The organism is Streptomyces sp. NPDC017936 (genome assembly GCF_044328485.1).
GTDB lineage: Bacteria > Actinomycetota > Actinomycetes > Streptomycetales > Streptomycetaceae > Streptomyces.
Map to the genome: position 1 here is coordinate 348,980 of NZ_JBIRHK010000008.1, position 20,823 is coordinate 369,802.

Genomic DNA, 20,823 nt, shown 5'->3' on the forward strand with positions numbered 1-20,823 from the left:
GACGGCCTCCTCAGAACTGCAGGGACTTGGTCTGGAGGTACTCGGCGAGCCCGTGCGCGCCGAGTTCGCGGCCGACGCCCGACTGCTTGTAGCCGCCGAACGGGGCCAGCGGGTTGAAGCGTCCGCCGTTGATGTCGACCTGCCCGGTGTCCATCCGGCGGGCGAAGGCCACCGCCTCCGCCTCGTCGCCGGCCCAGACGGCGCCGGCCAGGCCGTAGACCGTGCCGTTGGCGATGCGCAGGGCGTCCTCCTCGTCCTCGTAGCGCAGGATCGACAGGACGGGGCCGAAGATCTCCTCCTGGGCGATGGTCATCTGGGGGGTCACGTCGGCGAACACCGTCGGGCTGACGAACCAGCCCCGTTCGCGCGGGGCGTCGGGGCCGCCCGCGACCAGCCGGGCGCCCTCGGCGACGCCCTTCTCGATGTAGCCCCGCACCCGTTCCTGCTGCCTGGCGCTGACGACGGGTCCGATGCGGTCGCCGTACTTGGCGGCGGCGGCCGCGGCCAGCTCGACGGCCTCCTCGTACCGGTCGCGGTGGACCAGCATCCGGGTCCAGGCGCTGCACGTCTGGCCGGAGTTGGACATCACGTTGGCGACGCCGACGTTGACGGCGCGGGCGAGGTCGGCGCTCGGGAGGATGACGTTGGCGGACTTGCCGCCCAGCTCCAGGGCGACCTTCTTGACGGCGGCGCCGGCCGTCGCGGCGATCTGCCGGCCGACGGCCGTGGAGCCGGTGAAGGAGACGAGGTCGACGCCGGGGTGTGCGGCGAGGGCCTGGCCGGCGACCGGGCCGAGACCGGTGACGAGGTTGAAGACGCCGGCCGGTACGCCCGCCTCGTGGACCGCCTCGGCGAAGAGCTGCGCGGTCAGCGGGGTGTCCTCGGCGGGCTTCAGCACCACCGTGCAGCCCGCGGCCAGGGCCGGGGCGGCCTTGGCGACGATCTGGTGCAGCGGGTAGTTCCAGGGCGTGATGGCGCCGACCACGCCGGCCGGCTCGTGGAGGACGGTCGAGTTGCCGACCTTCTCCTCGAAGGAGTGGGTGGCGGCCAGTTCGGCGTAGGAGCCGGCGACCGCGATCGGGACGGCCGCGTGGACGGCCTGGGAGAAGGGCAGCGGGGAGCCGAGTTCGGCGGTGACGGTCTCGGCGATCTCGTCCTTGCGGGCCACCAGCACGTCCCGGAGCGCGGTCAGGCGTGCGGCCCGCTCCTCCGGCGGGGTCGCGGCCCAGGCCGGGAGGGCGGCGCGGGCGGCCCGTACGGCGGCGTCCACGTCCTCGGGCCCGCCCGCCGGGACGCGGCCGATGACCTGCTCGTCCGCCGGGTTGACGACCTCGATCACGTCCTGGCCCGCGGCGGGGCGCCAGGCGCCGTCGAGGTAGATGCCGTCGTGTGCCTTCATCACGTTCCCTCCGGGCGGTCCTCGTCGTCCGCGCCCTAAACTAGCGCCGATAGTTTTCGGGCACCAGGGGTGTCCTCCGTGCGACGCCTCACCATGGCACCGCGAAGCCGGGGCTGTCGCTCCTCCGGGTCCGCGGGTACGGCGGTGTCGCCCGCCGGGGCCGCCCGGGTTCCGGACCGGGTCACTCGTCGAGGTCCGGCAGTCGGGACGGCGCCGGGCAGATCCGTTCGCCGTGCTGGTCGAAGACGAACAGGTGGGCGAGGTCCACGAGGAGGGGGACCTGCGCGCCGCGCCGCAGGTCGAGGTCGGGCGTGGTGCGCACGACGAGGTCGCCGGGCACCCGCCCCTCCGGGGACGCGACCGCGGGGCCCGGCCCGGCCGGGTCGTCCAGCACCACCACCGGACCGGCCCGCAGACCGCCCGCCCTCCCCCGCAGCCGGTCGAGGACGCCGGTCTCCCGGCGGCGGCGCCGCGACGGCCCGGCCACCGGGCGCGCCGCCTCCAGCTCCGGTACGACGGCGGGGCGCGAACCGGTGTCGAAGTGGACGAGCGCCTCGTGGCCCTGGAACTCCACGTGCTCCACCAGCCCGGTGATGAGGGTCTCGCCGGGACGCGCGTCGGCGGCCCGGCCGACCCGGACCGCCTCCGAGCGCAGCCCGACGATCACCTCGCGGCCCTGCTGCACGCGCAGCAGCTTGTGGTCCGGGGAGAGGGGCTCGGGCAGCCGCAGGGCCTGTTTGCCCAGGCCGATCGTCATCGCCCCGTCGAGCGGGGCCCGGACCAGGCCGCGCAGGAGGTTGATGCGCGGGGTGCCGATGAAGGCGGCGACGAAGACGTTGCGGGGCAGCGCGTAGACCGAGCGCGGGCTGTCGAGCTGCTGGAGGACACCGCCGCGCAGCACGGCGATCCGGTCGCCGAGCGACATGGCCTCGGCCTGGTCGTGGGTGACGTACACCGTGGTGACGCCCAGCTCCCGGGTGAGGCGGGCGATCTCGGCGCGCAGGCGGTTGCGGAGCTTGGCGTCCAGGTTGGACAGCGGCTCGTCCATCAGGAAGGCGGAGGGGTGGCGGGCGATGGCCCGGCCCATGGCGACGCGCTGGCGCTCCCCGCCGGAGAGCTGGCCGGGGAAGCGGTCGAGGAGGTCCTCGATGCCGAGCATCCGCGCGGTGGCGTCGACGCGCGGGCGCGGGTCGGCCCCGGGGGCCTCGATGCGCAGCGGGAAGCCGATGTTGTCGCGGCCGGTCATGGTCGGGTAGAGGGCGAAGTTCTGGAACACCATCGCGATGTCCCGCCCGGAGGGCGGCAGGTCGTTGGCGTACGCGCCGTCGAGCCGCAGCTCCCCCTCCGTGATGTGCTCCAGGCCGGCGATCATCCTGAGCACGGTCGACTTGCCGCAGCCGGACGGACCCAGCAGCACGAGGAACTCGCCGGGCGCGATGTCCATCGACAGCCGGTCCACGACGCGGACGCCTCTGTCGTAGACCTTGCTCACGTCGTGCAGGGAGATGGCGCGTGTCATGAGAGGTGTCCCCGGGGGCTCACTAGGGCGCTGGTGCTCCGCGGTCGGCCGTCCCGTGCGGTCGTACGGAACGGATGAGTCACGGAAGTTAACGGACGGTGCGCGGCCGGGGAAGAGGAACGGCCGGATCGAGTACCACGCATCGGGAGCCAGGGGGCGGAGCGACTGCTTCCGGGCCCGGCGGGGGCGGAGAACGGCCCCGGCGGCCACGCCGCCGGGCGCGCACCCGCGACGGGCCCGGCGCCGGCGGCCCCCGCGCCGTCCTCCCCCCGGGGCCGGCTCAGCGAGCGGGGCGGGGTGCGCGGAGTTCGGCGAGGTGGGCGAAGACGACCAGGTTGCCCGTGTAGCCCTTCCTGCGGTCGTAGGCCCCGCCGCAGGTGATCAGCCGTAGCTCGGGGCGGCCCCGTGCTCCGTACACCTCGCGGTCGGGGAAGTGCTCCTTCTCGTAGGTCTTGATGGCGTCGACGGTGTACACGGCGACCCGTCCGTCGGCGCGGCGGACCTCCACGCGGCGGCCGCGCCCGAGTTCCGACAAGGGCGCGAAGACGGCGGGGCCGGTGTCGGTGTCGAGGTGGCCGACGGCCACCGCGGTGCCCTGTTCGCCCGGCGACGGCCCGGCCGCGTACCAGCCCACCAGCCGGGGATCGTCCTCCGGCGGGGCCGGCAGCCGGCGTTCGCCGTCGAGCCGGAGGTCCATGACCGGGGCGTCGATGCTCAGGTAGGGGATGACGAGACGGGTCGCGCGGGAACGCGGCAGGGGGCGGAAGCTCTCGGACCCGGGCCGGGCCGGGCCGGTCCGGGGGTGCCGCGAGGACGCGGGCCGGGACGGCCGGAGCGGTGTCCGCGGGGGCGAGACGCGCGGCGCCGTGGAGGACGCGGATGCCGTGCGGGACCGCGAAGTGCCGGGCGGCGCGGTACGGGAGGACCGGGTCGCGGACGGCCGGGCCGCGGTCTGCGCGCCGCGCGGCGGGCGCGCCTCCCGGGCGGCTTCCGGCCGCCCCGTTCCGCCGGCCACCACCTCCGCCCCCGCGCCGACGGCCAGGCCCGTGCCCGAGCCCTCGCCGGACGCTCCGGCCGGCCCCCCTTCCTTCCGCCCGGCCCCCTCCGGCACCGCGGAACCGCTCACTCCGACGGAGCCCGCCGGACCGGCCGTGGCCGGTCCGGCGGGCTCCTCGTCCTGGGCGCACCAGACGCCGGCCGCCACCAGCGTGACGGCCAGCACGGCCGTCCGCGTCAGGCGGTAGGCGCGCGTCCGGTACCAGGGCCTGCGGATCCGCCTACGCGGCGCCATGCGAACGGCGGCGCAGCCGGAACCATGCCACTCCGCCGACCGCGGCCAGGCCCACCGCCGCGGCGCCGGCGACCGGGGTGAACGCGGCCTCGCGGGCGAGGCCGCCGGCACCCGCGGGCGGGCCGCCGTTGGGGCCGCCCGGCGGCAGGTCCGGGCAGTCGACCTGGAAGACCTTCTGCTTGCCCGCGCCCTGACCGCCGACGACCGTCCAGGTCAGCCGGTACTGCCCGGTGGGCAGCATCAGGTTCTCGGTGACGCCGGCCCCGTTGGCGAGGGTGATGACGCCGGTCTGCGTGCTGTCGGTGCCGGCTTGGGCGGACTGCGGCGCGATGGCCCAGGTGACGCCCTGGGCGACGTCGAAGTTGAAGGCGTCCAGGTAGAACCTGCAGACCTTCGGCTGGTTGAGCTGGGCGGCGACGGCGGTGCCCACGCTGTGGACCTTGATGTCTCCGTTGTCCCCGGGAGCCGCGGCGGCGGACGGCGCGCCGAGGAGCACGGCTCCCCCTGCGGCGAGGGCCGTCAGCGCGGCGGCCCTGCGGGGGCGGGAAGAGGTCGGCATCAGAAACCTCCAAGTCAGATGATTTTCATACGAATCGGTTCTCATCTGACTGAATGTCACGTTCCGGCTCCCGGGTCACGGAAGCGGCGCGCGCCGCGCCCCGGATATCGCCCCTCCGGCCCAACGGGGACCTGGTCCGCCGGCCGTCACCGGCCGCGTCCGGCCCGGCGGACGCGGCCCCGGGACGCCCCGGACGGCCGGGGCGAAGAGGCCGGTGCCGAAGCGGACGACGGCGGACGTCGGCGTCGCGGCGACGAGCGCGGGACTCCCGGTCACCGCTCCGCTCAGGTCACCGGCGTGAGCCCTTCGGCCTGCGGGACGAGCGCGGCGACCTCGACCGGCACGCCGTTGAGGACCGCGTTGCCCGACAGCGGGTCGAGCAGGCTGCCGTCGAGGAGCTGGTTGACGTTCACGCCGGGATCGGCGGCGGCGTGGCGCATCCGGGTGCCGGGCCGGTCGTGTCCCCAGCCGTGCGGCAGGCTGACGACGCCCCTGCGCACGCCGTCGGTGACCTCGGCGGGCGCGGTCACCTCGCCCCCGGCGCCCTTGACGCGCACCGGCGAACCGTCCCGCACGCCCAGCCGCTCGGCGTCCTCGGGGTGGATGTGCAGGGTGCAGCGGTTGCTGCCGCCGGTGAGGGCGGGCACGTTGTGCATCCAGCTGTTGTTGGACCGCAGGTGGCGGCGCCCGACGAGGACGAGTCCGGCGGGCCGCTCCCGGAGCGCCGTCCGCAGCCGGGGCAGATCGTCGGCGATCGGCCCCGGGAGCAGCTCGATGCGCCCGCTGCGGGTCTTCAGCGGCTGCGGCAGACGGGGGCGCAGCGGTCCGAGGTCGATGCCGTGCGGGTGGTCCAGCAGCCGGGCGAGGCTCAGCCCGTCGGGCCGCGCGCCGAAGCCGTCGCCGTAGGGGCCGAGGCGCAGCATCATGTCCAGCCGGCGCTCGGGGCCGTCGTTCCCCGTGAGTTCGGCGGCGAGGTCGCGCGGGTCGCGGCCGTGCACGGGCGAGCCCTCGTCCCGGACCGCCTTGCCGAGGGTCTGCCCGATGACCAGGTCGTCGACGGCGGACGGGTCGGCGCCGTGCATCCCGGTCACGGCCAGGACGAGCCGCGCGAGGATCTCGCTCTCGGTCATCCGGCCCGGCTCGAGCGGCACGGCGGCCCGGGTGTAGCGGACCTGGTTGCGGACGGCGAGGGTGTTGAAGGCGAAGTCGTGGTGGGGGCTCTGGGACGGCGGGGGCGGCGGCAGGACGACGTCGGCGTGGCGCGAGGTCTCGTTCAGGTACGGGTCGACGCTGACCATGAAGTCGAGGGAGGCGAGCGCCTTGTCGAGCCGGTCGCCGTCGGGCGCGGAGAGCACGGGGTTGGCGGCCACGGCGATCAGGGCCCGGATCGGCTCGCCGTCCTGGGTCGCGGTGTCGATCTCCTCGGCGAGCGCGGCCAGCGGCAACTCGCCCTTGGCCTCGGGGTGCCGGCTGACGCGGGAGTGCCAGCGGCCGAGCTGGAAGCCGTGGCCGGGGCCGGCCGGGCGCGGGGTGCGGTCGGTGGCGGCCTGCGGGAAGAGGGCGCCGCCGGGCCGGTCCAGGTTGCCGGTGAGGATGTTGAGGACGTCGACGAGCCAGCTGCCGAGGGTGCCGAACGGGACCGTGCAGCTGCCGATGCGGCCGTAGACGGCGGCGGTCGGCGCGGCGGCGAGTTCGCGGGCGAGGGCGCGGACGGTGCCGGCGTCGACGTCGCAGACCGGGGCCACCGCGTCCGGCGTGAAGTCCCGCACGGCCTCCTGGAGTTCTCCCGCTCCCTCGACGTGCGCGGCGAGCTCGCCCAGCTCCACCAGACCCTCCTCGAACAGCACGTGGGTCATCGCCGCGAGCAGCAGGGCGTCCGTGCCGGGCCGGATCGCGAGGTGGCGGTCGGCGAGCTTCGCGGTGCGGGTGCGGCGGGGGTCGACGACCGTGAGGCGGCCGCCGCGGGCCTTGAGGACCTTGAGCTTGCCGGGGAAGTCGGGCGCGGTGCACAGACTCCCGTTGGACTCCAGGGGGTTGGCGCCGATGAGGAGGAGGTGGTCGGTGTGGTCGAGGTCGGGCACGGGGATGGCGTTGGCGTCGCCGAAGAGCAGTCCGCTGGAGACGTGCTTGGGCATCTGGTCGACCGTGGAGGCGGTGAACAGGCTGCGGGTGCCGAGCCCGGCCAGCAGCACCGGCGGGTAGAGCGCGCCGGCCACGGTGTGCACGTTGGGGTTGCCGAGGACGACCCCGACGGCGTTCGCCCCGTGCCGCTCGACGACCGGCCGGACGGCGGCGGCCACCGCGTCGAAGGCCTCCTCCCAGGTGGCCTCGCGCAGTTCGCCGTCCCGGCGCACGAGGGGGCCGCGCAGCCGGTCCGGGTCGCCGTCGACGGCTCCGAAGGAGGCGCCCTTGGGGCAGATGAACCCCTTGCTGAACACGTCGTCCCGGTCACCGCGGGCGCCGGTCACCCTGGTTCCGTCGACGGTGAGGGTGAGCCCGCAGGTGGCCTCGCACAGGGGGCAGATACGCAGGGCGGTGCGGGGCACGGGTCCTCCCGGAAGGCGGCGGCTGTGACGCTCTCTCTGGACGCCGAGCATACCGACCGGTACGCATGTCGGGGAGCCCCCTGCCGCGGGGGAACGCGGGGGCCCGCCGGCCGGGGAGGGACGGGCCCCTCAGTCCAGGGAGCGGGCGAGGTAGGCGCGCAGCAGCTGCCGCGCCTCCTCGATCACCTTCTCGTCCCCCGCCGGGTCCATCCGGAAGGCCAGGTGGACGAGGGTGTCGGCGGTCTCCACGGCGATCAGGAAGGTACGGCGCAGCACCTCGTCGGGCTCGCGGCCGAGGTAGCCGGAGAGCAGGTCGGTGAGGCGGTCGGCGACGCGGTGGTTGGGCTCGCCGCGGGCGCCGACCGGGATCTGGTTGCCGAAGTCGACGAGGGAGAAGCCGGGCGCGGTGCGCTTCATGGCCAGGTACTCGTCGAGCACGGCGTCCATGGCGGCCCGCCAGTCCCCCCGCCGGGCGCCCTTCAGCCGCTCGGTGACCCGCTCCGCGTAGCGCTCGAGGTTGCGCTGGGCCAGCGCGTCGGCCATCTGCTTCTTGTTGCCGAAGAAGCGGTAGACGGAGCCGATCGGGACGCCGGCGCGCTCGGCGACGGCGCGGGTGCTCAGGGCGTCGTAGCCGACCTCGTCCAGGAGGTCGGCGCAGGCGTCGAGGATCCGGGTCAGTCGTTCGGCACTGCGCCGCTGCACGGGCGCACGACGGAGCGATGTCGCGTGGGGCACGGGCTTCATGATGCCTTTCCGCCGCGGTCGGGTGAACCTCGCCCCTGGGTACGGAGAAAGGTGCCCGGTGCACTCAACGCGGACGGCGCGGCGGGGGTGTTCTTCGCCTCCGGGGCGCCGGGGGTCCCCTCCGCCGCCGGGCCCGACGGCGCACCGCCCGGCGGGGACGCCTCCGCCTCCGACGCGGTGACGTCCGCCGTGCTCTCGACCGGCTTGCCGTCGACGGCCCACACCGTGCCGTCGTCGGCGCACAGGCGCGCGGTGACCTGGTGGGTGCCGTGCGGGAGGAAGCCGGCGGGGATGTCGTAGGAGGGGTCGCGCAGCTCGGCGACGGCGCGGTCGTCCACGAAGAGCAGGACGGTGCCGCGGCCGGCGACCGCGCGCGCCGTCGTCCCGGCCGGCGAGAAGCGGAAGTTGCGCACCTTGAGGCGGACGGCCCAGCCGCCGCGGGTGTCCGGCTGCACCTCGAGGCCCACCTCCGGGGCGCCCTCGCGGCGCACCTCCCGGTAGTGCCGGCCGTCCTCGTCGGTGTCCTTCAGCACCTTGCCCACGGGTTCGGGGGAGATCTCGGCCGTCGCGCCCGCCCCGCCCCGCTCCTGGGCGTCACGGGAGGCGCAGCCCGCGGATCCGGTCACCAGCAGGACACAGACCGCGAGCGCGGAGAGGGTGCCACGCGTCCACGACATGCGGGGGAGCGTAGAACACCGGTGCGACACCCGAATCCCCCTGGAGTCGGGTTCCGGCCACTCGTGATCGTCCTTCGTGAGGAGGAACCCCCGTCCCCCTTGCGCACGGGAAAACGCAATCCTACGGTGATGCAGAGGAATGGACGGTCGAGAGGGAGCACGCATGAGCGACGGGGACGCACGCAAGACGGCCGAGGGGCTGACCTACCTCTCGGGCTTCGGCAACGAGCACGCCTCCGAGGCCGTGCCGGGCGCCCTGCCCGAGGGCCGCAACTCCCCGCAGCGCGCGCCGCTCGGCCTGTACGCGGAGCAGCTCAGCGGGACGGCGTTCACCGAGCCGCGGGCGCACAACCGCCGCTCGTGGCTGTACCGGATCCGCCCGTCGGCCGCCCACCCGGCGTTCACCCGCACGGACAACGGCGCGCTGCGCACGGCCCCCTTCACCGAGACGGTCCCCGACCCCAACCGCCTGCGCTGGAACCCCCTGCCGGAGCCCGCGCCGGGGACGGACTTCCTGGCGGGCCTGTGGACCCTCGGCGGCAACGGCGACGCCGCCCAGCGCACCGGCGTCGCCGTGCACCTGTACCACGCCACCGCCTCCATGGACCGCGTCTTCAGCGACGCGGACGGCGAGCTGCTGATCGTCCCGGAGCGCGGCGGCCTGCTGCTGCGCACGGAGTTCGGCCTGCTGCACGCCGAGCCGGGCCATGTGGCGCTGGTCCCGCGCGGGGTGCGCTTCCGCGTCGAGCTGCTCGACGGGTCCGCCCGCGGTTACGTGTGCGAGAACTACGGCGCCCCCTTCCGCCTCCCCGACCTCGGTCCGATCGGCGCCAACGGGCTGGCCAACCCCCGTGACTTCCGGGCTCCGGTCGCCGCGTACGAGGACGTCGAGGGGCCGGTGGAGGTGGTGAACAAGTTCTGCGGCAACCTCTGGACGGCCCACTACGACCACTCCCCGCTGGACGTCGTCGCCTGGCACGGCAACCACGTGCCGTACGTCTACGACCTGCACCGCTTCAACGTGATCGGGACGATCTCCTACGACCACCCCGACCCGTCGATCTTCACCGTCCTGACCTCGCCGTCGGACACTCCGGGACTCGCCGGCGTGGACTTCGTGGTCTTCGCGCCGCGCTGGCTGGTGGGCGAGGACACCTTCCGGCCGCCGTACTTCCACCGGAACGTGATGAGCGAGTACATGGGCCTGGTCGAGGGGGCGTACGACGCGAAGGCGGAGGGCTTCGTGCCGGGCGGCGGCTCGCTGCACAACATGATGTCGGCGCACGGCCCGGACCGGGAGACGTTCGACCGGGCGAGCGCCGCCGAGCTGGTGCCGCACAAGGTGGACGACGGGCTGGCGTTCATGTTCGAGACGCGCTGGCCGATCGTCCTCACCCCGCACGCGGCGGGCGCGCAGCACCTGCAGCAGCGCTACGACGACGTGTGGTCGGGGCTGCAGCGGCACTTCCGCCCGTTGCACTGACCGTCACGCGGAAGGTACGGATAGCCCGTGACCTCCTTCGCCCCGGACTCGATCGTCCTCAACCGCAAGCTGCCGCTCTGGTACCAGGTGTCGCAGTCGCTGCGCGCCTCGATACTCGGCCGCTCGCCGAGGGACCCGCTGCGCCTGCCCACGGAGGAGCAGTTGGCGGGGCACTACGGGGTGAGCGTGCTGACCATGCGGCAGGCGCTGAAGGAGCTGGAGGACGAGGGCCTGATCACCCGGCACCGCCGGCGCGGCACGTTCATCGAGCCGACCGCCCGGCGGGGCGCCCCCGTGCGCCTGCTGGGGTCGGTCGACGCGATCGTGGCCCAGCAGTCCGGCATGGCGACGGAGCTGCTCGGCCAGGGCACCGCGGCGACCCCCGCGGAGCTCGCCGAGCACTTCCCGGACCTGGCGGAGGTGGCGACGTACCACCGGCTGCGCGGCGACGAGAAGACCGGCGAGCCGACCAACCACGCCCGTAACTACGTCCGGCCCGAACTGGCCGCCCTGATCGACCCGGACGACCTGGTGCGCTGGCCGATGACGAAGGTCCTGCGGGACGTCGTGGGCGCGGAGATCAGCCGCATCACGGACACGGTCGAGGCCCGGCTGGCGGACCCGGAGACGTCCCGGCTGCTCCGGATCCCGCTGCTGAGCCCGATCCTGCACTACACGGGCGTGACGTACGACGCGGACGGGCGCGTGCTGGACGTGGCGGTCATCCACTACCGGGGCGACCGCTTCTCCTTCACGGTGACGCTGGACGCCACCTGACCCGCCGGCCGCGAGGCCGTCGTACGATGCCCGGCGTGACGCACGACGACGCTCCGCGCCTCGCGGACCTCATGCCGTGGTCCGTCGCACCCGTGCGGCTCGGCCGCGCCTGGCCGGCGGCCCCGGACGCGGCATCCCTGAAGGCCCGTTGGGACGCCCTGGTGAAGGCCGAGGGCCCCGACCGGGAGGCCCTGTTCGAGCCGACCCGTGCGCGCACCCTGCACTCGGCGGTGGGACAGCTGCCGGGCCGCCCGACCGGCACGGAACGCCTGCTGCGGGCCTGCGGCCCCTGCCCGGAGCCGGTCCGCGTGCTGCACTCCCCCTTCGACGAACGGTGGTTGATCCCCGACCACCGTCTGATCGACGCCGCCCGGCCCGAGTTGTGGCGGGTGGCGGACGACCACCAGGTCTTCGTCGTGGAGTCGGCCGGCGAGCCGGCCGGTCCCGTGCTGCTCGCCACCTCCCTGCTGCCCCTGGTCCGGCCGGGCCGCGTCCGCCCGCTGTACCGCCGCCCGGGCGGCACCGAGCCCAACGTGGCCCCGGGCCTGCTGGAGCACCTGACCGCCCGCCTCGGCCACCCGGTGACCGCGCCCGACCTGCTGGCCTGGATCCTGACGGCCGCGCGCCCCGACCTCACGGTCCCGCTCACCGGGGACCCGCGGTGCTGGGCGCGGGGCGTCGAGCGCGGCCGCCGCGTCCTGTGGCTGCTGCGCCGCGACGGTGACCGTCCCCGGCTCCCCGGCGGCCGCCGCCCCTACGTCCGCGCCCCGCTGCCGCCCCGCCCCCTCACCCTGCGCTACGACCGCGACGAGGAGAGCCTGCACCTCGACGAGGGCCGCATCTCCCCCGTCCCGCCCGAGGCGTGGGACTTCGAGGCGGCGGGGGCGAGGGTCCTGGAGAGCTGGTTCAGGGCGAGGACGGCCGAGGGCGAACCCGGCACGCTCACCGCCGTCCGCCCGGCGGCCTGGCCGCAGGCCTGGACGTCGGAACTCCTGGAGCTGATCACGGTCCTGGCCCTGCTCGCCGAAGTGCGCCCGCGGCGGGGGGAGCCGGTCACGCCGGCCCCGGTCACCGCGGCCGCCCTGCACCGGGCGGGCGTGCTCCCGGTGCCCGCGGCCGCGCGCCGCCCGGCCTCGGTGCTCGGCGGACACGAGGAGGGGCCCGAGGGGCAACTGGCGCTGATCTGATCCCCCTCCGGCGTCCGGTCGCGGATCACGTCGGGGCGCCGCGCCCCGGGCCCGCGGGCCGAAGGAGTCCGGCAACCGGGCCGGCGCGCGTGCGCACGGGACCTCCGTGTCCGGGGACGCTCCGGTGCCCGGGACGCCGCCCGGCCGGTGGCCACCCCGCCGCCGGGTCCCCGGCGCGGTGCGCGGCGCCGATCGCCGTGCGCCCGCCGTCCGCCGGTACGCGCACGGTACGCATCGGCCGGCCGCCGACGAGGGCCGGCGACCGGGACGGACCTCCGGCCGGCCGGACTGCTGACAAAGCGGCCGCCACGGGCCATGATCCACCTCATGGACCAGCTCCCGCCGCCCCTGGAGGGCATCACCGTCGTCGCCGTCGAGCAGGCCGTGGCGGCCCCGTTCGCCACCCGGCAGCTGGCCGACCTGGGCGCCCGGGTGATCAAGGTCGAGCGGGTCGACGGCGGCGACTTCGCCCGCGGCTACGACACCGCGGCCCGCGGCCTCGCCTCGCACTTCGTGTGGTGCAACCGCGGCAAGGAGTCCGTCGCGCTGGACCTGAAGGACCCGCGCGGCCGGGACGTCGTCCGCCGGCTGATCGCGGAGGCGGACGTGTTCGTGCAGAACCTCGCGCAGGGCGCGGCGGCCCGGCTCGGCCTGGACGCGGCCACCCTGTGCGCGGCGCACCCGCGGCTGGTCGCCGTCGACATCTCGGGGTACGGGGCGTCGGGGCCGTACGCGGACAAGCGGGCGTACGACATGCTCGTGCAGTGCGAGGCGGGGCTGGTGTCGGTGACGGGGACGCCCGACCGGCCGGTGAAGGCGGGCATCCCGGCGGCCGACATCGCGGCGGCGATGTACGCCTTCTCCGGGGTGCTGGCGGCGCTGGTGCGGCGCGGGACGACCGGGCGGGGCGGGCCGGTGGAGGTGTCGATGCTGGACGCGCTGGCGGAGTGGATGGGCCATCCGCTGCACCACACGATGCACGGCGGGACCGCCCCGGCCCGCACGGGCCTCGCGCACGCCGTGATCGCGCCCTACGACGCCTACGCCACCGCCGACGGCGGACGGGTGCTGCTGTCGGTGCAGAACGACCGGGAGTGGCGCCGCCTGGCCGAACGGGTGCTCGACCGGCCGGACCTGGGGGTGGACCCCGCGTACGCGACGAACGCGGCGCGGGTCGAGCGCCGGGAACGCACGGACGCGCTGGTGGCGAAGGCGCTGGGGGCGCTGGGCACCGAGGAGGCGCTGGCGCGGCTGGAGGACGCGGGCATCGCGTGCGCCAGGCTGCGGGACCTGTCCGAACTGGCGGAACACCCGCAGCTGGCGGCCCGTGAGCGGTGGCGGGAGGTGGACTCGCCGGTCGGGCCGTTGCGGGCGTTGCTGCCTCCGATCACACTGCCGGGCGGGGCGGAGGCGCGGATGGGGGCCGTGCCCGCGCTCGGGGAGCACACCGGGGCGGTGCTGCGTGCCGTGGGGATGACGGACGACGAGATCGCAGCGCTGCGCCGGGACGGTGTGGTCTCCTGAGCGCGGGGCTTCAGTGCCTGTTGCCGCCGAACAGCGAACGGCGCAGTCGGCGCAGCGGCGCGAAGAGCGAGACGCGGCTCACTCGGGCGCCCCTGGCGCTACGGCGGTGCGCGGGCTCGCGCGCCGTCAGTTCCCGCATCAGCGAGGTCGCCTCGGCCGTCTCGCGCTGCGGGACGGCGGGACCCCCCAGCACCGCGAGGTGACGGTCGAGGCGCGAACTGGTCGCGCTGCTCCCGCAGGTGATCGCAGGGACCCTCGCCCTGCTGCGCACTGTTATCTGTTCCATGTCACTCCCCACCCGTACGAGTCCACCCGGCCCGGGCAGGGTAACCCTATCGCCCCGCCGGGGCACGCGTGTATCGCGGTCGCAGGATTCACCTTCCCCACAAGGAGGTTGACGATGCCTCGGCGGTCACTCTCCGAATCCGACTGTTTTCAGGGTGAGTTGGACAATCGGCTGGGTAGTGGGCTGCGGCGACCCCCCACCGGGCTCGACGGTCACCGCGAGTGACGTCGACGACTGATCGAGTCCGGTGGCGACCAAGGGCGTGTCGCCGTCGAAGAGGCCCAGGGAGCGTGGTTGCGCGCCGGGGCGCATGGCCCACAGCTGGTGCACCTGGCCGCCGGGCGGATCGCCGTACCCGCTCAGGGTGACGACCGCCTCCCGCGTCGAAGCGGAGGCGACCACTCCGATACTGCGGCCCCGGGCGTCCGTGCCGGTGCTCGCCCTGGCGTCCGGAGCCGCCAGGACGTGGGCGATCTCACGTGCCTGCGCCCGCTCGGCGTCCAACTGGTCCCGGGTCCGCTCGGCCTGGACGGCGAAGAGCGAGGCGACGACGAGCGCGGCGGCGGCCGTGGCGGTGGCGAACGGCACGAACAGGGGGCGGCGCGCACGGGGCGCACGGGTGCGCGCGGGCGGCGGCTGCCTGCCCCAGACGTGCGGCGGCAGTTGCGGCTCGTGCCTGCGCGCCGGCGCCGCCGCGGGTTCCTGCGGAGTGGTCCGTACCGCGGCCAGCACCCGCTCGCGCATCGCGGCCGGCGGCGGGGCCGCCGTCGACCAGGCGAGCCGGACGGCGTCCTCGGACAGCGCCCGCACCTCGGCGGAGCAGCGGTCGCAGCTCCTCAGGTGCCTCTCGAAGCGCCGGCGCTCGTCGGGGTCGAGGGCGTCGAGCGCGTAGGGGGCGGCCAGCGAGTGCGGGTCCTCCCGGCGGAACAGCGATCCGAGGACGCTCACGCGGCACCTCCCAGGCAGTTGCGCAGCCGCGTGAGTCCGTCACGCATCCGGGTCTTGACCGTGCCCAGCGGCAGGGAGAGCCGCTCGGCCACCTCACGGTAGGTGTAGCCGTCGTAGTAGGCGAGGGTGACGGACTGGCGCTGCAGGGCCGTCAGGCGGTCCAGGCAGCGGCGCACCCACTCGCGCTCCAGGCCGGCCTCGACCTCCTCGGACACCTGGTCGAAGGCGGGGTGGTGGGCGCGCCGGGCCTCGCGCTGCTCGCGTTCGCCGGCCGCGCGGGCGCTGCGCACCCGGTCGACGGCGCGGCGGTGGGCGAGGGTGAGGATCCACGACAGGGCGCTGCCGCGGCCGGGGTCGAAGCGGGCGGCGGAGCGCCACAGTTCGAGCAGCACCTCCTGGGAGACCTCCTCCGACTGCGCCGGATCCCGCACCACCCGCCGGACCAGTCCGAACACGGGTCCGGACACCAGCGCGTAGAGCTGTTCGAATGCCTTCTGGTCCCCCGCCCCCACGAGGAGCAGAAGCTCGTCCGCCTCCATCCGGTCCCCCTCCCTGCGGCCGCACCCGGGCCGTCCCGTCATACCAGGCATTCGCAACGCACACACCTCCGGTGGAGGTACGGATCGGAAGACCGGAAACGCGGGTGAGCAGGGAAGAAAAAGTTTTTGGGTTCCGACCAATCCGATCCGCCCCGCCGCTCCGTATCACTGTCCGTCAGGCAAGTCGGCACAGAGGACGGACGGCATGACAGCTATCTCCAGGAGCGGATCCGGACGCAGGGGCGTCGCGACCCTCATATGCGGCGCGCTGGCCGCCGGTGGGCTCACGGCCGCCGGCGTCGCCACGCTGGTACCGGGGGAGGCCGCCGCCTCCAGCCACCGGGAGGCCCCGCTCGTCTCGGGGACCCCGCAGTACGACAACACCGACGTGTACGCGTTCGTGAGCCCCGACCACCCGGACACGACGACGATCGTCGCGAACTGGATCCCGTTCGAGGAGCCCGCGGGCGGCCCGAACTTCTTCCCGTTCGCCGAGGACGCGCAGTACGACCTGCACGTCGACAACGACGGCGACGCGAAGGAGGACCTGACCTTCCGCTACACGTTCACAACGCACACGAAGAACAAGAAGACCTTCCTGTACAACACCGGCGTGGTCGAGAGCCTGGACGACGCGGACCTCAACGTCACGCAGACGTACGACCTCGAACTGCTCAAGCTGAGGAAGGGGAAGGTCCAGCACAGGACGAAGCTCGCCGACGACGTGCCGGTGGCGCCGTCGAACGTGGGCAAGGCGTCGATGCCCCACTACGCCAAGCTGCGCGACCAGGCGGTCTACAAGCTCTCCAACGGCGCGAAGACCTTCGCCGGCCAGGCCGACGACCCGTTCTTCCTGGACCTGCGCGTCTTCGACCTGCTGTACGGCGGGGACCTCTCCGAGGTCGGCAACGACACGCTCAAGGGCTACAACGTCAACTCGATCGCGCTGCAGGTCCCGAGCGACATGATCGTCGAGTCGGAGCACCAGCCGGTCGTCGGCATCTGGTCGACCACGCAGCGCGAGAACGCGCAGGGCCACTACACGCAGGTCTCGCGCCTCGGCAGCCCGCTGGTGAACGAGGTCGTCAACCCGATCAAGGACAAGGACAGGTTCAACGCGTCCGTGCCGAAGGACGACGGCCAGTTCCTGAAGAACGTCACCCACCCCGAGCTGCCGAAGCTCATCGAGGCGATCTACAAGATCAAGGCGCCGGCCGAGCCGCGCAACGACCTCGTCGACGTGTTCCTGAAGGGCGTCAAGGGCCTCAACCAGCCGCCGTACGTGACCCCGTCGGAGGAGCTGCGCCTCAACACCTCGATCAAGCCGGCCGCGTCCCCGAAGCGGCTGGGTGTGCTCGACGGCGACACCGCGGGCTTCCCGAACGGCCGTCGCCTCACCGACGACGTGATCGACGCCTCGCTGCAGGTCGTCGAGGGTGAGCTGCTCGGCGCCAAGAACGACCTGGGCGACGCGGTCGACAAGAACGACAAGGACTTCGAGAAGGCCTTCCCCTACGTCGCCCTGCCGACCGAGGGCTCGCGCGGCGCGACCGCCAAGACCGGGGCCGACGTGCGCAACCAGCTCGGCGACGCCCTCACCGGCGGCTCCGCGGAGAACACCGGTCTGATCGCCGCGTCCGCGGGCGCCGGCGCGGCCGGGATCCTGCTCGTCGGCGGCGGCCTGATGTGGTGGCGCCGGATGCAGCGGCCGTCCGTCCGGCGCCACTAGGCGCCGGACGGACGCATCGACGGGGCCTTCCCGCCGGACCGGGCGGGCCTCCGGTGACGGGGCCGCGCGCGGCCCCGGTCGGATCCGGACGGCAGGCCCTCGGGCGGGCCGGGGAGAATCCTGCGCTCCCCGGCCCGCCCCACCGACCGGTGCGGCCCGCGTACTCATCCCCCACGGCGCGGGCCGCGCCACCCCCCACCCGCACACCCGCGGGCCGATCCACCCCAGGCGACCGAGGAGAGGGCATGTCCCCGCGTACGAACGACGGCGAACCGGAGCACGAGCGGCCGGGTCCCGGGCCGGGGTCCGGGCGGCCGGCGTCCCGGCAGGAACGCGAACGGCCCGTGGCCGAACGGCCGGTGGCCGAGGGCGGCAGCGGCGCCGGAGACCGCGTGGAAGCGGAAGCGCCGAAAGGCCGTCCCGAGGACGCGCCGGCCGTGGACGGCGACTGCGGACACGCGCCGGCCGTGGGCAGGGGCTCCGAGGACGTACCGCCCTCGGAGAGCAGTTCCGAGGGCGCGCCGGCCGTGGAGAGCGGCTGCGGGCACGCGCCGGCCGGGGCGACGCCGGCCGTCCCGGAGGAAGCCCGCGCCGACGAGCGGGTCGCCGCCGTCCGCCGGGTCGGCGCCGCCGGCCGTCGTCGGCGGGCCGGCCGGCTCGGCGCCTGCGCCGCGATGCTGGCCGTCGCCCTCACCGCCGGCGCGATCGCCGTCGGGGCCGCGCGCGAGGGCCGGAGCACGCCCGTGGTGACCGCCGCGGCCGTGTCCCCCGGACTGCTCGCGAGCGGCGACCTCGACCAGGGCATCACGACGCTCCAGGCGCATCTGCGCGCCCAGCCCAGGGACTTCGGCGGCTGGGCCACCCTCGGACTCGCCTACGTCGAGCAGGCCCGCGTCAAGGGCGACCCCTCCCGCTACCCCCAGGCCGAGCGGGCCCTGAAGCGTTCCCTCGGCCTGCGCTCCGACAACGACCAGGCGCTGGCCGGCCTCGCCGCCCTCGCCGCCGCCCGGCACGACTTCCCGGCCGCCCTGGCCCACGCCGACCGGGCGCTGGAGCAGAACCCCTACAGCGAACGCGCCCTGTGCTCCCGCATCGACGCGCTCGTCGAGCTCGGCCGGTACGAGGAGGCGCTGACCGCGGCGAAGACCGCCGACGAACGGCGCCCGGGCGTCCCGGTGTTCACCCGGTACGCGTACGTCCACGAACTGCGCGGTGACGTCACCACCGCCCGCCGCGTCCTGGACCGGGCGCTCGCCGCGTCCACCACCCCCGGCGACATCGCCTACGTCGCCACGCAGATCGGCCAGCTCGCCTGGAACCAGGGCGACCACGAGGACGCGCTGACCCACTACGCCCGTGCCCTCACCGCCGACGAGAACTACCTCCCGGCGCTGGAGGGCCGCGCCCGCGCCCAGGCCGCGAGCGGACGACGGGCCGAGGCGATCGAGGGGCTGGAGACCGTCGTCGCCCGCTTCCCGCTCCCCGGCCCGCTGGTGGAGCTCGGCGAGCTGTACGAGGCCCGCGGCGGCGAGGGCGACGCGGCGAGGGCCGACGCGCAGTACACGCTCGTCGACGCCTGGACCGCCCTCGCCCGCGCCAACGGCGTCAACGCCGACCTCGACACCGCGCTCGCCGCCGCCGACCACGGTGACCGGGCGGCGGCGCTGCGCGCGGCCCGCGCCGAGTGGGCCCGCCGGCACACCGTGCACACCGCGGACGCCCTGGCCTGGGCCCTGCACGTCAACGGCGAGGACGCGGAGGCCCTCCCCTACGCCCGGCGGGCCACGGCCACCGGCTACCGCAACGCGTCCTTCCTCCACCACCGCGGGGTGATCGAACGCGCCACCGGTCACCCCGAGGAGGCGCGGACCCACCTGTCGGCGGCGCTGGAGCTGAACCCCGGCTTCTCCCCGCTGGGCGCCCGCGAGGCCCGTACCGCGCTGAAGACGCTGGAGGCGGCCCGGTGAACCCCCGCCGTGTGTTCGCCTCCTGCGCGACCGTCCTGACGGCCGGGTGCGCGCTCGCGCTGGTCCCTTCCGCCGGTGCCAGCGCGCACCCCTTGGGCAACTTCACCGTCAACCGCTACGACGGCCTCGTCGTCGCCCCCGGCCAGGTGCGCGTCGACCACGTCGAGGACCTCGCCGAGATCCCGGCGACCCAGGCGAAGCCGGACGTCGGGCGGCTCGGCCTCGCGCAGTGGGCCCGGCAGCGCTGCGCCACGGCCGCCGCGGACAGCGCGCTGACCGTCGACGGCCGCGCGGTCGCCCTCACGGCCGGCGCCGCCGAGGCGGTCGTACGGCCCGGCCAGGCCGGGCTGGACACCCTGCGCGTGGAGTGCCGGCTGACGGCGCCGCTGCCCGGGGACGAGACGGTCTCCCTGTCCTTCCGGAGCGCGGGCGGGGCCTCCTCCGGGCCCGGCTGGCGGGAGATCACCGCACGGGGCGACCGGATGACGCTCACCCGATCCGACGTCCCGGCCGAGTCGCTGTCGGACGAACTCACCGACTACCCCCAGGAGTTGCTCTCCTCCCCCGCCGGCACCGCGAGCGCGTCCCTGCGGGTGCGCCCCGGCGGCCCGGCCCTCGCGGACGACGAGCGCGACGCGCCGGCCGCGTCCGTCCTGCCCCGCGGCGCCGACCGCTGGACCCGGGCCCTGGACGGCCTGGTGGCCCGGCAGGACCTCACCGTGGGCTTCGCCGCGCTGGCCCTGGTCGTCGCGGTGGGCCTCGGCGCGATGCACGCGCTCGCCCCCGGCCACGGCAAGACCCTCATGGCCGCGACGGCCGCCGCGCGCGGCGGCCGGGCCCGCTTCAAGGACGTGCTGCCCCTGGCCGCGTCCGTCACGGTCACCCACACCCTGGGCGTGGTCGCCCTCGGCCTCCTGGTCACCGCCGGTTCGGCCGCGGCCCCGTCGGTGATCGCCTGGCTGGGCCTGGCCAGCGGCGCCCTCGTGCTGTGCGCGGGCGCCACCCTGCTCCGCCGCGCCTGGCACGACCGACGGCACGCGCACGGCCACGCGCACGGCCACCCCCGTGCCCACGAACGGACCGGGGCGCCGGCCCGTGCCCTCGCCCTCGTCGGCGCCCCCGCGGAGCACACCCACCACGGGCACGAGCACGAACGGGCGCAGGACCACGGCCACGACCACGACCACGGTCACGACCACGGTCACGACCACCGTCGCGCTCACGACCACCACGGTCACACCCACACCCACACCCACGGCGGCTCGACCCACACCCACTCCGTCGCCCCCACCCTCCGCGGCACGATCCTGCTCGGTTTCGCCGGGGGGCTCGTCCCCAGTCCCTCCGCCGTCGTCGTGCTGGTGGGCGCGGCGGCGCTCGGCCACGCCTGGTTCGGGCTGCTGCTCGTCGTCGCGTACGGCACCGGCCTCGCGCTGGCCCTCGCCGCCGCCGGGTTCGCCGTGGTCAGGCTGGGGGCGGGCGCGGCCCGGTTCCTGGACCGCGACCCGCGCCGGACCGCGCATCCGGTCGCGGCCCTGGTCCGCCGGAACGTGCCGCTGTGGTCCGCGCTCGTCGTGATGGCCCTGGGCGCCGGACTGGTGCTCAAGGGGGCCGCATCCGTCCTCGCCTGAGCTACGTTTGTGGAGGT

At 75.2% G+C, this 20,823-nt stretch carries 17 protein-coding genes; 7 read left to right on the forward strand and 10 right to left on the reverse strand.

Going from position 1 to position 20,823, the window contains the following annotated elements; all coding sequences use genetic code 11:
* Positions 1-10: 10 nt before the first annotated feature.
* From ACH4F6_RS19425 to ACH4F6_RS19455, 7 genes are all read right to left on the reverse strand, one after another.
* Entirely contained in the window at positions 11-1,399 is a 1,389-nt protein-coding gene (locus ACH4F6_RS19425) for an aldehyde dehydrogenase family protein (protein ID WP_397961437.1), read from the reverse strand.
* A gap of 181 nt (positions 1,400-1,580) precedes the next feature.
* Positions 1,581-2,918, reverse strand: coding sequence for an ABC transporter ATP-binding protein (locus ACH4F6_RS19430; protein ID WP_397961439.1), 1,338 nt, complete (start codon positions 2,916-2,918; stop codon positions 1,581-1,583).
* 280 nt (positions 2,919-3,198) lie between these two features.
* Positions 3,199-4,209, reverse strand: coding sequence for a class F sortase (locus tag ACH4F6_RS19435; RefSeq protein ID WP_397961440.1), 1,011 nt, complete (start codon positions 4,207-4,209; stop codon positions 3,199-3,201).
* Positions 4,196-4,768 carry a hypothetical protein gene (locus ACH4F6_RS19440; protein ID WP_397961441.1) on the reverse strand — a complete coding sequence of 191 codons (573 nt, stop codon included), beginning with the start codon at positions 4,766-4,768 and terminating at the stop codon, positions 4,196-4,198. The genes ACH4F6_RS19435 and ACH4F6_RS19440 overlap by 14 nt, the downstream gene beginning before the upstream one ends.
* A 284-nt stretch (positions 4,769-5,052) precedes the next feature.
* Positions 5,053-7,314 (reverse strand): molybdopterin oxidoreductase family protein, encoded by a 2,262-nt coding sequence (locus ACH4F6_RS19445; protein WP_397961442.1) that lies wholly within the window; start codon positions 7,312-7,314, stop codon positions 5,053-5,055.
* A gap of 129 nt (positions 7,315-7,443) precedes the next feature.
* Entirely contained in the window at positions 7,444-8,058 is a 615-nt protein-coding gene (locus ACH4F6_RS19450) for a TetR family transcriptional regulator (protein WP_397961443.1), read from the reverse strand.
* Positions 8,055-8,735 carry a hypothetical protein gene (locus ACH4F6_RS19455; protein WP_397961444.1) on the reverse strand — a complete coding sequence of 227 codons (681 nt, stop codon included), beginning with the start codon at positions 8,733-8,735 and terminating at the stop codon, positions 8,055-8,057. The genes ACH4F6_RS19450 and ACH4F6_RS19455 overlap by 4 nt, the downstream gene beginning before the upstream one ends.
* A 163-nt stretch (positions 8,736-8,898) precedes the next feature.
* Here ACH4F6_RS19455 and hmgA point away from each other — a divergent pair, with 163 nt between their 5' ends.
* The 4 genes from hmgA (at position 8,899) to ACH4F6_RS19475 (ending at position 13,706) form a co-directional block, all read left to right on the forward strand.
* A complete protein-coding gene (gene hmgA, locus ACH4F6_RS19460) occupies positions 8,899-10,218 on the forward strand; it encodes a homogentisate 1,2-dioxygenase (protein ID WP_397961445.1) in 1,320 nt (439 codons plus the stop codon).
* 27 nt (positions 10,219-10,245) lie between these two features.
* Positions 10,246-10,995: a GntR family transcriptional regulator gene (locus tag ACH4F6_RS19465; RefSeq protein ID WP_397961446.1), complete on the forward strand. Its 750-nt coding sequence runs from the start codon at positions 10,246-10,248 to the stop codon at positions 10,993-10,995.
* A 26-nt stretch (positions 10,996-11,021) separates the two neighbouring features.
* A complete protein-coding gene (locus ACH4F6_RS19470; RefSeq protein WP_397961447.1) occupies positions 11,022-12,182 on the forward strand; it encodes a type ISP restriction/modification enzyme in 1,161 nt (386 codons plus the stop codon).
* Positions 12,183-12,509: 327 nt separating this feature from the next.
* Entirely contained in the window at positions 12,510-13,706 is a 1,197-nt protein-coding gene (locus ACH4F6_RS19475; RefSeq protein ID WP_397961448.1) for a CaiB/BaiF CoA transferase family protein, read from the forward strand.
* A gap of 10 nt (positions 13,707-13,716) precedes the next feature.
* Here ACH4F6_RS19475 and ACH4F6_RS19480 read toward each other — a convergent pair whose 3' ends face one another.
* From ACH4F6_RS19480 to ACH4F6_RS19490, 3 genes are all read right to left on the reverse strand, one after another.
* On the reverse strand, positions 13,717-13,992 hold the full coding sequence (locus tag ACH4F6_RS19480) for a hypothetical protein (protein WP_397961450.1): 276 nt from the start codon (positions 13,990-13,992) through the stop codon (positions 13,717-13,719).
* Positions 13,993-14,118: 126 nt separating this feature from the next.
* Complete coding sequence (locus ACH4F6_RS19485; RefSeq protein ID WP_397961451.1) at positions 14,119-14,940, reverse strand: anti-sigma factor domain-containing protein; 822 nt, start codon at positions 14,938-14,940, stop codon at positions 14,119-14,121.
* Positions 14,937-15,479: a sigma-70 family RNA polymerase sigma factor gene (locus tag ACH4F6_RS19490; RefSeq protein ID WP_397961452.1), complete on the reverse strand. Its 543-nt coding sequence runs from the start codon at positions 15,477-15,479 to the stop codon at positions 14,937-14,939. Before ACH4F6_RS19490 ends, ACH4F6_RS19485 begins: the two co-directional genes overlap by 4 nt.
* Positions 15,480-15,684: 205 nt before the next feature.
* Here ACH4F6_RS19490 and ACH4F6_RS19495 point away from each other — a divergent pair, with 205 nt between their 5' ends.
* The 3 genes from ACH4F6_RS19495 (at position 15,685) to ACH4F6_RS19505 (ending at position 20,806) form a co-directional block, all read left to right on the forward strand.
* Positions 15,685-17,208, forward strand: a complete 1,524-nt coding sequence (locus ACH4F6_RS19495; protein WP_397961453.1) for a DUF4331 domain-containing protein — start codon at positions 15,685-15,687, stop codon at positions 17,206-17,208.
* A 245-nt stretch (positions 17,209-17,453) separates the two neighbouring features.
* On the forward strand, positions 17,454-19,175 hold the full coding sequence (locus ACH4F6_RS19500) for a tetratricopeptide repeat protein (protein ID WP_397961454.1): 1,722 nt from the start codon (positions 17,454-17,456) through the stop codon (positions 19,173-19,175).
* Complete coding sequence (locus ACH4F6_RS19505) at positions 19,172-20,806, forward strand: nickel transporter (protein ID WP_397961456.1); 1,635 nt, start codon at positions 19,172-19,174, stop codon at positions 20,804-20,806. The genes ACH4F6_RS19500 and ACH4F6_RS19505 overlap by 4 nt, the downstream gene beginning before the upstream one ends.
* Positions 20,807-20,823 lie beyond the last annotated feature (17 nt).